Origin of the sequence: Algibacter sp. AS12 (genome assembly GCF_046736315.1) — a bacterium.
GTDB lineage: Bacteria > Bacteroidota > Bacteroidia > Flavobacteriales > Flavobacteriaceae > Algibacter_B > Algibacter_B amylolyticus.
Genome location: NZ_CP151841.1, coordinates 102,521 through 115,896, shown reverse-complemented (window position 1 = coordinate 115,896; position 13,376 = coordinate 102,521). Strand labels below are relative to the sequence as shown.

Below are 13,376 nucleotides of genomic sequence, written 5' to 3'. Positions count from 1 at the left end.
TATGACTAAATTATATAGCGCCTCAGTTTTCTTTTTTTGCCTTTGCTTAGTTAGCAATTTTAGTTTTGCGCAACCTCAAAATGATTGGGAGAACCCAGAAATATTTCAAATTAACCAAGTATTACCACATACTAATTTAATGCCTTTTAATACTTTAAAGGAAGCTTTAAGTGTAGATAAAAAATCATCTTCAAATTTTACCAACCTTAATGGCGTTTGGAAATTTAACTTTTCAGAAAATTTAGAAAAAGCACCAGCAGACTTTTATAAGGATAATTATAACCATAAAAAATGGGATAATATAAAAGTGCCTTCAAATTGGGAAATGGAAGGGTTTGGGTACGCTATGTTCAGAAATATTGGTCAGCCGTATGCGTCAAAACCGCCTTTAGTACCAAAAGAATTTAATCCTATTGGATCTTATTACAGAACGTTTACATTGCCTAAAAACTGGAAAGAAAAGCAACATTTTTTGCGTTTTGAAGGTGTTCAATCGGCATCTTATGTTTGGGTAAATGGACAAAAAGTAGGGTATAATCAAGGCGCTATGGAACCTGCAGAATACGATATTACACCATATTTAAAAAATGGTAAAAATAGTATAGCTGTAAAAGTACTTCATTATAGTGATGGTTCTTATTTAGAAGATCAAGATACCTGGCGACTTGCCGGTATTTTTAGAGATGTATATATCATGTCTACTCCAAAAACTCATGTAAATGATTATTTTATAACAACAGATTTAGATGAAATTTATAAAGATGCTACTTTAAATATTGAAGCCTTTGTAACTAATTTTAATAACGAAAATATTACTAATCATGCTATTCGTGCACGTTTATTTAACGATAACAAGAAGGAAATTTTATCTGAAACTTTAACTGTTTATAAAGAAAACAAAACAGGTAATGGTGCTCAAAAATTCTCAGGTTCATTTTTAATCTCTAATCCTAAAAAATGGTCTGCAGAGCATCCTAATTTATATACCGTAACCTTGGAGCTTATAGATAGTAATAATAAAGTTATAGAAGCTTTTAGTCATAAAACAGGTTTTAGAGAGGTTGAAGTAAAAAATAAAGCCATTTATGTTAATGGAATGCCGGTAAAATTAAATGCTGTAAATAGCCATATGATGCATCCACAAACAGGTCATGCAATGGATGTAGAGACCATGCTCAAAGATTTAATTTTAATGAAGCAGTTTAATGTTAATTGTGTTAGAACGAGTCATTACCCACCAAATGTGGAGTATTTAGATTTAGCCGATGAATTAGGAATGTATATTATTGATGAAACTGGTGATGAAGCGCATAGCAATATTTATTTATCTAGTAGACCGGAGTGGAAGGAACAATACTTGGACCGTATGCGAAAAATGGTATATCGCGATAGAAACCATGCCTCGGTAGTAATTTGGAGTGCAGGTAACGAAAGTGGCCCAGGAGATAATATTTGTGCACTAATTACCGAAGGAAAACAAATAGACCCAAGTCGTCCGGCATGGATGTATGGCGGTAATAGCGATGAAGACCCTAAAACGAACCCAATTAAATGCGAAGATATTGTTGGTCCGCGTTATGTAACACCATTTACTCTTAAAAAACGTTTTGCATTGGGCGACGACCCTAGACCATCCTTTATGGATGAGTATTTATCGGTGGCAGGAAATGCACTAGGCGGATTAGACGAGTACTGGGATGTTATTTATAAATATCCACGCCTTACAGGTGGCGCCATTTGGGATTGGGTAAGCCCAGGAATTGATTCTAGATGGCGCACAACGCCAGATGCTTCGCCTAATATGGTAACAGCTTCCTTAATGAATAAGGCATTACTTAAGGATGGTAAGTTTGGTAAAGCACTTTATTTAAGTGGACACGACGACTGGTTGGAAGTATATAGAGATACAGCTTTAGATATTTCAGATGATAAACTAACCTTGTCCTTTTGGGTAAAGCCAGAGCAATATAATGGTGACGCATATTTTATTACTAAAGGGAATTATCAATATGGTATTTTACAATCGAGCGATACTAAAATTCAATTCTACATTCATACCAATAATAAATTTGTTTTGGAAGCCAATCTTCCAAGTAACTGGTTAGGTAATTGGCATCAAGTGTCTGGTATTTACGATGGCGAAAACTTAAAGCTTTATATAAACGGCGTAGAGGTGGCTTCAAAAGCTGCTACAGGTAAAATAATTAATGGTCCTTACCCTGTTAATGTTGGAAAGTCGGCCGAAATTATAGATAATCATTTGGGATATCTAACACATACAACCATCGATAATGTTAGAATTTTCAATAAAGTAATTTCTGTTGAAGATTTAAAAAGTAACACCGAGTCGCTTAAAAAGGAAGCAGCACTTTGGTTAGATTTTGAATCTGAAACAGATGAATCTCACTATTACAGCATAGGTTTGCCAGGAAGAACTTATGGTTTGGTATGGCCGGATAGAAGTGTACAGCCCGAATTATGGCAATTAAAAAAATCGCCACAACCTGTCGAAATTAAGGTTGTTAATTTAGAAGCAGGAGATGTAGAAATTTTTAACCGTTATTCTTTTTCCAATTTAAATAGTTTAAAAGCGCGTTGGGCGTTAAAAGCTAATGGAGAAGAAGTGGAGTCTGGAGCCTTAAAAATAGAACTAGATCCTTTACAAAAGAAATTATTTAATATTCCCTACAAAACAAGCCACTTCAAGGAAGCAACACATTATGTTTTAGAGTTAAGTTTTGCACTTGCTGAAGATAATACATGGGAGAAGAAAGGCTTTGAAGTAGCTTGGGAACAATTTGAATTTCCATTTATAGAAAAGAAATCTGAAACAACAGAAAGCCAAGGAGTGTCTGTAGAAGAAAACGCAGATAATATAGTATTTAAAGGTGCCGATTTTACATATACATTTAGTAAAGAAAATGGATTGCTGTCGTCTTTAATTTTTAAAGAGAAAGAATATTTAAAACAAGGACCTAAATTTAATATTTGGCGTGCTCCACTTGCAAACGAGTTGGATGCTTGGGGAACATTTACTACTAAAATAGGACATGAACAAGATGGCATGGGGCAGAACATTGCAAACGGATGGTATGCCTTAGGTTTAAACAATCTAGATCATGAGGTTGAAACCATGGAGATTATTAAAAACAAAACTAGTGTCGGTTTAAAAGTGGCTATATTGGCTACAACAAATCACATTAATAATGCTGCTACTGGTTTCTTTAATATATTTAATTATACCATTTCAAATGAAGGTGAGATAAGCATAAAAACAACTGCATCGACAGAAGGTGAGTTTACGCATTGGATCCCTAAAATAGGACTACAACTGCAATTGCCCGATGCGTTTCAAAATATAAAATGGTATGGAAGAGGACCTTATGAAACCTACCCAGACAGAAAAACTGGAGCAAAATTTGGAAGTTACGAAACTACGGTAAAAGACGACTATGTACCCTACATTATTCCGCAAGACTATGGTAATAAAACCGATGTGTATTGGACTTCTATTAGCGATAATAGTGGATTTGGATTATTAATTAATAGCAATGAAACTTTTAATACAAGTTCACAAATGTATGATACGGATAATATGACTCGATCTTACTACCAACGTCAATTAAAGGATGTCGATTATGTAACCTTAAACTTAGATCACAAAACCTCTGGAGTAGGAGGGACAGCTATTTCTATATTAAACGGGTATAGAGTACTTCCTAAAGCTTATGAGTTTACCTTTCATATAAAACCGTTTAAAAATTAATGAGACCAACCATTTTTTAAATACTCTCTCTCAATTTACTTAAGGGTTTACTGCGTAATATTTTACTAAGTAGACCCTTTTACTTTTTTAACCTTATTTCTACAACAGGATTTTTTATGCTCAGATAAAGATTACACGTTAATATGTTGATTTTACTAGCATAAACAGGTCGTCGATATTCCCTGTTGAATATTTAATGTAAAAACTACACTTTTTAATATTTTTTTTCTATATTTAACAATGTTAAGTAGTTAGGTCATGTGTTTTATAAAGAATCAAAGAACTTTTTTTTAGGTTTATTTATAATTCCATATTTATTGTTTCTTTAGTTTAACAATATAATTAGTAGCAATAACTAGCACTAAAAACGAATCTAGTTTAAAATGTGAATTAGAATTGTTTTTATACCGTTACCAGTAAAAATCATAAACCCTAAGAAAAATGAATTTACATATGTATTACATACCGTAGTTTAAATAGTAAGCTTTTATAAATTTTATTAAAATACTAGAATAGTATTCATTGGTTGTTTAATAATGAATAAGGGATATTTACTTGTCTTTTTTTAAGTGTTATTTTTACACTTTTATTCAGTAAGTTAAAGTAAACTAATTCTCTAAATGATTTAATCCTTTTAAAACCAAGGTGTCAATTTAAATGTAATGACACCATAATATTAACCCTAAAAACATAATATGCCTATGATAAAATAAAGCGTAAACAAAAAAGAATAAAATGAAAAATGAAGAATTAAAATTAATTTAATATTTAAATAGTAAAACAAACTTATGAAAACTAAATACTTATTAATATTCTTTGGAATACTTTTTTCAATGGCTATTCAAGCTCAAAATAGTATTACATTATTAAACCGACCAACCTCCGTAGTAGCAGGAGATTCCATTGATTTCACCGTCAATTACACTAAGAGTTTTTCTACGGCAAGAATTATGGTTAAATTCCATGACACTAATACCAATAGCCAATTAGAATTTGATATTATCTCTGGTATAACCGCTAATTCAGGAACTTTAAATTTTACAGTTTTAGCACCATCAACAATTGGTACTAATTATGAAATTAGAGCACAGTTGTTAGAAAACTGGTCTGGAAGAGCCGATGATAACGGCGCAGTATCAGTAGTAACAGGGGCACCACCACAAGCAAATAGTGTAACTATTTTAAATCGTCCCACTTCAGTTACGGCTAATGATGTAATCACTTTTAATGTAAGTTATACGAAAGACTTTCCAACCGCTAAGTTATTAGTGAAATTTCAAGACACCAATACAAATAGTCAACTAAACTTCGACATTATATCTTCTATTACTGCCAATTCAGGAACCTTACCTTTAACGGTACAAGCACCTGGTTCGGCTGGTACAAATTATGAAATTCACGCACAACTATTAGAAGGTTGGGGCGGAAGAGCCAGCGAGATTGCTGGCGTTACAGTTACAACAGGTACACCGCCGGGAGGTAATAATACACTCGCAATTGTTAACACCCCTGCAGATCCTATTAATAACGGAACTATTAGAACAGTAAACGTACAATATAGTGCGCTTCAAGCAGGTAAAATAGAGGTTGAAGTACGTGACAACCATGAAGTAGGACCTAATGATATCATCATTGGAAAAGCGTCAACAAACATAACTTCTGCAGGTAGTGGCACTGTGCCAATTAACTTAGTAATTAATAACGGTAATCCAGCAGCTGTAAATCTTCTTCGAGTACTTATGTATAACACTTCTGGATCGTTGGTTTCAGTACAAAATATTCCAACGCAACAGCTTAATAAAGGCGATGGTGTTATTACCTATAGAGGACAAATAGGTTATGAAAATGGGCGTTGGCAAAACGAAAAATTTGCGGAGGCTTTAGGCAATGGTTATTATAGCAACTGGTTTGTTAACGAAAATTGGCAAGGTGATATTACGGCTAAATTTGGACCTGCCGAACAAGCATCTTGGGTAGAGTGGGATAATAATGGTTCTTCAGGAGGGCCTTATAGTCATTCGGAATTTGATATTAAAATTCAAAAATTTTCTTGGCATAATGATAAAGATAATGTAGACCGTGGTTATCCAACTAAAATAGCTTCTCTATCTAATAATGTAACCTGTACGGCAACAGGACAATGGGGACCTAACAGTGAAGGTCGTACATTTTTAAACATGACCGCATGGTTATACGATAAATCAGGATCTATAGACAATACGTTTAAAAGGTCGGATATTATTGTACATACTTGGGATAATTCTGGAAATTTAGCGCAAAAGTATGCGGCAGATCCTAATGATAATTTAGAGCCATTGGCTAATATTACCAGTGGAGGTATTACATATCATGTGTTAAAAAGAAATACAGGTGGATATGGTGAGGAAGCAACCTATAATATAGTTCCAACTAACAACCCTAGAGCTGGTATTTGGCAAACAACTTTTAGTACAACACCTTTTTCAGTATCAATAAGCATGAAAGATATTTTACAGAAGTTAATTGTGGTTGATGCTAATAGTGATATACCTGTTTTAACTAACCAATGGTATATTCATGGTTTAGAGTGGACATATATTGGTTCGTCTGGAGATACGGTAGGAGGAGCGGTTATACAAGACAGTAAGGCTAAACTAACTTTAACTTCTTATACTATTCCAGATTTAAATGCTTCATCTTCTAAACCAGCTGGTCCAACAAAAGCGACTAAAGAGGAGACTATCGATTTGGAAGAAATGGTATATCCAAACCCTTTTTCAGATTCATTTACTTATAGATATAACTCAGAATTTAAAGACGCTGTTAGCTTAGAGTTATTTTCAATAGACGGAAGAAGAGTGAAAGCAGAGACCAACACCAACAAAAACTCTAATAGTATAACATTTAATACAAGCCATTTAAGCAGAGGTATGTATGTACTTAGAATTAGCTCTGGGGGTTCCATTAAAACAAAGAAATTAATCAAAAAATAAAAATTTTCTATTCAAAAAAAAAAGTCGCTTAATTAAGTTTAAGCGGCTTTTTTCATGTAAAATAGTCTTGCAAACATAGTTTTGTAGGTAAAGGATTTAAAATTTTGATTATTGTCATTATTTAGGCTAGCAGGTGTGTTAAATTGTGTTTTTATCAGTATTTATATTTATAAAAAACTTAGCTTTAGCTAAAAAAAAATTAATTCACGCATAATTATAAGAATAATTTACACTTTTTTTTAAGTGTGTAAGTTACATTTAAATAAAAAAGTGTATATTTAACAAATAAAAAGATTGTTTAAAAAAAATAGTGCCTATGAATATATTAATTGAAAAGAAAAACTAATTACTAATTTAAAACAAACAAAAATTATGAAAACAAAAATACTATTACTATTTACTGCAATACTAATGTCATTGTCATTGCAAGCACAGAATTCAATAGCGATTGTTAACCCTCCAGCTTCCGTAGAAGGCAACACGTATGTTGATATTACCTTTGATTATACTTTAGCAGAAGTTGGTCATGCATTTATAAGGTTTAAAAATGCAGATGGAAATGTTACGGCAAGCCCTGTTTATGATTTGCCTGCAGGTTCTGGTACTTTAACTGTATCACTTGAAATACCTCGTTCGTTTAATGGAGAAGAATTACCTCTAGATAATTCTTATAGCTATCAAGCACAGTTGTTTAATTCAAATTATTCGGCAACTTTAGCTAGTGTAGATTATAATGGCGTTACGTTAACAGCTGCAGCAAATTATATAGAGTTAACAACTTATCCTACTACGGTAAACGAAGGGTCTTATGTTGATATTACTTTTGATTATGCTTCAGATAAGGAACCGACATTATATGCGTTTATTAGAGTACACGATGCTTCAGGTACACAATTATCAGATACTGGTGCTATTGCTTTAAGTACAGCTTCAGGAACAGTAACTCATAGTGTAGAAATAGAAGTTCCTATAGGTACGGATTACGAGTATAGAATATTACTGTTTCATCCATCAAATTGGGGTTCAGCTTTAGCTACAGATAATGTTCCTGGTATTACTGTAGAAGAAGCGGTAGCACCAGCAAACTCTATAGAGTGGGTAGGTCCACCTACTATAGTTGCTGCAGGTTCAGATGCTAATATTACGTTTAACTACGTTACAGATGTTGCTAATGCACATATATTTATACGTTTTAAAGACGATTTATTTGCCGAAGGTATAACAAATGTTAATCAAATAGTATCAGCTGGTTCAGGAACTTTAACATTACCACTACCAATTCCTACCGATAAGGATGGTTCGCCATTACCTTTAGGCCTAGGTTACCTTTATCAAGCGCAGATTTTTGACGTTGATGCAGGTTATAGTCATGTACTATCCGAGAATTTCGAAGGTGTTTCTTTAGAGGCGGCACCAGCAAATACAGTTGCTATAAATAGTGTACCAAACCCTGTATTGATTAGTTCAGAACAGGATATTACAGTTAGCTATACTAAAGATATAGCTGAAGATCTTTTTGTAGTGCTAAGAATTTTAGATGGTGCTGGCAATGAATTGGTTGCGGAATATGGTCAAGCAATGGGGGCTTCTGGAGATATAGCAATGAGTATTACAATTCCAGAAACTGAAGCTGAAGATTATAGCTTTAATGTGCAGCTTTTAGATGTAACAAGTGCTGTTATGTACGAGAAAACCTATAGAGGGATAGTGGCTGCTACGTCATTAAGTGCAGAAGATTTTAAATCAAAATTTAAAAATCTATCTGTTTATCCTAATCCATTTAACGATTCATTTTCTTATAAATTTGATGACAATGTAAGCGATCCGGCTAGTGTTGAAATTTACACAATTGACGGTAGAAAAATTAAAACAGTAACAAGTGAAAATAGATCTTACGGTAATATTGGAACTGTAAATACAAGTCAGTTAAGTAGAGGTTTGTATCTAGTTCGTATTACTTCTGGAGAGTTACAAGGTACTAGAAAGCTTATTAAAAATTAGTTATTTTATTAGTATTTTATATTAAAAGTTCGTCTAAATTGGTATTTAGACGAACTTTTTGTTAAAAACCATATTAGTTTCAAATAAATGTGTATATTACACTTAATTAGATTAAGAGGAGTCATTTTATGTTAAATGTTAACTGCTTTTTTAAATACTAATTATAAAAAAAAAAGAAAAATTATGAAAGTAAAAGTACTATTACTATTTAGTGCAATACTAATGTCATTGTCATTACAAGCACAGAATTCTATTGCTATTATCAGTCCTCAACCTTCTGTAGAAGCAAATACACATGTTGATATTACCTTTGATTATACTTTAGCAGAAGTTGGTCATGCATTTATAAGGTTTAAAAATGCAGATGGAAATGTTACGGCAAGCCCTGTTTATGATTTGGCTGCAGGTTCTGGTACTCTAACGGTATCACTTGAAATACCTCGTTCGTTTAATGGGGAGGTTCTACCTCTAGATAATTCTTATAGCTTTCAGGCACAGTTGTTTAATTCAGGTTATTCAGAAACTTTAGCTAGTGTAGATTATAATGGTGTAACTCTAACGGCAGCAGCAAATTATATAGAGCTAACTAATTACCCAACTACAGTAAATGCAGATTCTTTTGTTGATATTACCTTTGATTATGCATCAGATATGGCAGCTCCGTTATATGCATTTATAAGAATTCATGATGCATCGGGAACGCAATTGTCAGATACAGGATCTATAACTTTAAATACAGCTTCAGGAACAGCAATCCATAGTGTTGAAATCGAGGTGCCAGAAGGTACTGATTATGAGTATAGAATATTACTTTTCCATCCATCAAATTGGGGGGCGGCAATAGCCTCATTTAGCGTACCAGGAATTACGGTTGAAGAAGCAATAGCACCTGCAAATTCAATTACAATTAGCGATCCGGAAACTACAGTTTTTGCTGGCCGCATGATAGATTATGATTTAAGCTACGTTACAGATGAACCTGCAGCCTATGCATTAATACGCTTTAAAGGGCCATCTGGTAATTTAGAACAAGCCTTTCAGGAAGTAGCAGAATCCGAAGGAACCGTTACAGTAAGTGTACTATCTCCTGAAACTGCCGGCACTAACTATAGCTTACAAGCACAACTTTATACTAAAGGTTGGGCAGAGTTAGATACTTATGATCTTGCTGGAATTACCGTAGAAGAATATATACCAACTGGAGAAAATACATTAGAAATAGTTAATACATCAACAGATCCTATTAATAACGGAACACTAAGACAGGTAGATGTAAAATACAATTTACTGCAAACCAGTAAAATATTAGTTGAGGTTCGCGATAAAGAAGACCCTGCAAGTGGTAAAAAAATTGGAGATGTTTGGATAGAGTTACCAGCAGGTAATGATACCGTTACACTAGATTTAGTTGTTGATGCTGGTTTTCCTGGTGCAACAAACCGTATACAAGCCTTGTTATTTGAAGGCGGTACGTCTTGGGATCCAATTTCAATACCAGAAATTCCTTATTTATTAGTAGGTGAGGGAGACGGAACAATTACTTATAGAGGGCAACCTTTTGTAGGCGATGGTACTCAAAACAACCTTTTTTCTGAAGATTTAGGTAATGGCTATTACACTAACTATTACATAGCTAATGGATGGGAAGGCCCGTTAAAAATGAAGTTTGGTGCTTTTGGTACACCTTCATGGATTGAATTTGAAAATCAGAATACTTATGCTCAAGGACATAGAGAATTTGATATTAAAATTCAAAAATTCTCATGGCATGAGGATAAAGATTTTTTTACAGATAGAGGATACCCAACAGCTTTAAAAGATATAGACTTTCCGTTAGAATGTACTTTAGAAGGGCAGTGGAGTGCAGGAAGTGGAGGTAAAGGTCAAGTGAATATGACGGCTTGGGTTACCGAAACTGGAGATATGTCGGGTAATAGAATTGATGTAATTGTTCATGCCTTTGATAATGGAGGAAACTCTAGAGTTAAATACGATAACGAAGAAGGTAGGTTTAGAAACATTGGCGAGTTTACTGCCAATAATGGCTTAACGTATCAAATTTTAAGAACCTTACCAGGCTCTTTAGGAGAGGTGGCTTCTTATAACTTAGTGCCAGATGCTATAGTGCAGGAAGATCCAAGAGCAGATTATACTACAGATGTGATAACATCTACTATCGATATGAAAAATATCATGGATAATTTAATAGCTAAAGAAGCGGCTTACACAGGGTCGCAAGGACAAGTTGCAATTAATAACGATTGGCTAATTAATGGATTAGAATGGACTGTGGTTGGACAATCAGAAAATTTAGACTCTGAAGGTATAATGATTCCTAGTGGTCATGGTAGATTTACATTTAACGATTATACCATTCCAGATTTAGTAGAAACATTAAGTACGGATGATTTTGATTCTAAACTTAAAAATTTATCAATTTATCCTAATCCATTTTCAGATTCATTCAACTACAAGTTGGATGCTCAATTAAGTGAACCATTAAGTGTGGATGTATTTTCTATTGATGGAAGAAAAATAAATACTAACACAACCTCTTACGGTAATAGTGGAACTGTGTATACAGGAAAATTAAGCAAGGGTATGTACCTTGTTCGTATTACTGCAGGTAATGTTCAAGAAACTAGAAGGTTGATTAAGAATTAAAAAAAAATCAAATAAAAGTTAAAGGTCGTCTAAATTTACATTTAGGCGATTTTTTATTTTTATTAGTATTGAAATTCAATTTAAATGTGTATATTACACTTAAATTTAAGTGATTTTAATTATTATCTGCAGTTATTAAAGAAAACACGCACTAAATTAAAGTCATTTAACTGGTAGATTAACATTAATAAACAAAAACAAAAACTATGAAAACAAAATTACACTTATTATTTATCGCGACTCTATTATCTTTAGGTTTGGGAGCACAGAATGCCGCTACTATCGATAACCAACCTACGGAGGTTGTCGCAAATTCTACCTACGATTTTATAATAACTTACACAAAAGATCCGGCTATAACAGAAGCTCGTATTCAAGTTAAATTTAATACACCTGCTTGGGGGCCTGCCGGGGTAACTTATGGTAATACAACGGTAACTGCTGATTCAGGTACTATTTCATTAAGTGTTCCTGTTCCAGGTGACGTTGCAGACGACTATATTTTAGAATTACAATTGATGGAAATGTCGTGGGCTGGTTTAACTCAAGATTATTACTATGGTACAGATGTAGTTACTACATTAGGAACTAGTGATTTAGAAACAAATTTAAGTAACTTATCAGTTTATCCTAATCCATTTTCAGATTCATTTTCATATCAATTTGAGTCTAACACGAGTCAATCAGTAGATGTTGAGCTATTTACAATTACTGGTCAAAAAATTAAAGACATAAAAAATGCTACTATTTCTAACAATAGAGGTACAGTTAATACCGAAAATTTAAGTAAAGGTATGTATCTAGTGCGTATTTCCTCTGGAGATATTCAAGAAACCAAAAGACTAATAAAGAATTAATAGCACATTTAGTTAAGTGGGTAAAGTCGTTTATTTAATTATAAACGACTTTTTTGTTTTAATTATGCAACAAAAATTATTTTAGAACCATGATAATCCACACTAAAAGTTACCGTATTCCAAGTTTAGTTATAATTTTAGTATAGGTTATCAGTAAATTTCCTTTAATTTATATGGGAGAATTATCGATATTAATTATGTATTATTTAAATATATATGTGGATTTTACACTTATTTTTATGATATTTGAGACTTTGAATAATAGGAGTTTATATTGGAGTTAAATTTTTTATATGTTAAACAATTACAGTAAGGAGGATAAAGTATTACTAGCAGTAGATTGTATAATCTTTGGTTTTGATGGTGATGATCTTAAAATATTACTAGTAAAGCGAAACTTTGAGCCAGAAAAAGGAAAATGGTCTTTAATTGGTGGCTTTTTAAAAAAGGAAGAAAATTTAGATAAAGCAGCCATACGTATTTTAAACCACCTTACAGGGTTAGATAACATTTATATGGAGCAACTCTATAGTTTCAGTAAAGTAGATAGAGATCCTGCAGAACGTACAATTTCGGTGGCATATTATGCGCTTATTGATATCGCAACACATAGCATTAAGCCAAATGGTTTTGAAACCTCAAAGTGGTTTAGTTTAAAAGATGCTCCAAACTTAATTTTTGACCATAATAGCATGGTTGAACATGCGGTATCTAGATTAAAATATAGAACAAAAACAAAGCCCATTGGTTTTGAGTTGTTACCAGATAAGTTTACCATGTTGCAACTGCAAAACCTTTATGAGTCTATATTGAATGAAAAATTAGATAAACGAAATTTTACAAGTAAAATAAATGGCTTAAAAATATTAGTAAAATTGAACGAAAAGGACATGGAGTCTTCTAAAAAAGGTTCTTATTTGTATCAATTCGATCCAGAAAAATATAATGCCAAGCTTAAGGAAGGTTTTGTTTTTAAAATCTAATTTTGTCCTTAAAACTCTTACAGCATAAATATCTACTTAGCCTACTTTCTCCATAGCTACCACCTTATAGTGTAGGCAATACGTCTTATTATTGTTTCTACCCTCATTAAATAAAAATTACTGCTAATAGTTC

The 13,376-nt window shown here is 33.0% G+C and carries 6 protein-coding genes; all 6 read left to right on the top strand.

Annotated features, from left to right (window positions below; genetic code table 11):
• Window position 1 precedes the first annotated feature (1 nt).
• The 6 genes from AAFN75_RS00440 (at window position 2) to AAFN75_RS00415 (ending at window position 13,243) form a co-directional block, all read left to right on the top strand.
• Window positions 2-3,766 carry a glycoside hydrolase family 2 TIM barrel-domain containing protein gene (locus tag AAFN75_RS00440; protein ID WP_411807750.1) on the top strand — a complete coding sequence of 1,255 codons (3,765 nt, stop codon included), beginning with the start codon at window positions 2-4 and terminating at the stop codon, window positions 3,764-3,766.
• 788 nt (window positions 3,767-4,554) lie between these two features.
• A complete protein-coding gene (locus tag AAFN75_RS00435) occupies window positions 4,555-6,738 on the top strand; it encodes a T9SS type A sorting domain-containing protein (RefSeq protein WP_411807749.1) in 2,184 nt (727 codons plus the stop codon).
• 372 nt (window positions 6,739-7,110) lie between these two features.
• Entirely contained in the window at window positions 7,111-8,739 is a 1,629-nt protein-coding gene (locus tag AAFN75_RS00430) for a T9SS type A sorting domain-containing protein (RefSeq protein ID WP_411807748.1), read from the top strand.
• 183 nt (window positions 8,740-8,922) lie between these two features.
• Window positions 8,923-11,403, top strand: a complete 2,481-nt coding sequence (locus tag AAFN75_RS00425) for a T9SS type A sorting domain-containing protein (RefSeq protein ID WP_411807747.1) — start codon at window positions 8,923-8,925, stop codon at window positions 11,401-11,403.
• A gap of 206 nt (window positions 11,404-11,609) precedes the next feature.
• The gene (locus AAFN75_RS00420) at window positions 11,610-12,260 is read left to right on the top strand and encodes a T9SS type A sorting domain-containing protein (RefSeq protein ID WP_411807746.1); all 651 of its coding nucleotides are present in this window, start codon (window positions 11,610-11,612) and stop codon (window positions 12,258-12,260) included.
• Between the two features lie 293 nt (window positions 12,261-12,553).
• Window positions 12,554-13,243: an NUDIX hydrolase gene (locus AAFN75_RS00415; RefSeq protein WP_411807745.1), complete on the top strand. Its 690-nt coding sequence runs from the start codon at window positions 12,554-12,556 to the stop codon at window positions 13,241-13,243.
• Window positions 13,244-13,376: the final 133 nt, after the last annotated feature.

Excerpts from the sequence above, each read along its gene's own strand:
- AAFN75_RS00440 (WP_411807750.1), top strand. The coding sequence starts at position 2 with ATGACTAAATTATATAGCGCCTCAGTTTTCTTTTTTTGCCTTTGCTTA.
- AAFN75_RS00435 (WP_411807749.1), top strand. The coding sequence starts at position 4,555 with ATGAAAACTAAATACTTATTAATATTCTTTGGAATACTTTTTTCAATG.
- AAFN75_RS00430 (WP_411807748.1), top strand. The coding sequence starts at position 7,111 with ATGAAAACAAAAATACTATTACTATTTACTGCAATACTAATGTCATTG.
- AAFN75_RS00425 (WP_411807747.1), top strand. The coding sequence starts at position 8,923 with ATGAAAGTAAAAGTACTATTACTATTTAGTGCAATACTAATGTCATTG.
- AAFN75_RS00420 (WP_411807746.1), top strand. The coding sequence starts at position 11,610 with ATGAAAACAAAATTACACTTATTATTTATCGCGACTCTATTATCTTTA.
- AAFN75_RS00415 (WP_411807745.1), top strand. The coding sequence starts at position 12,554 with ATGTTAAACAATTACAGTAAGGAGGATAAAGTATTACTAGCAGTAGAT.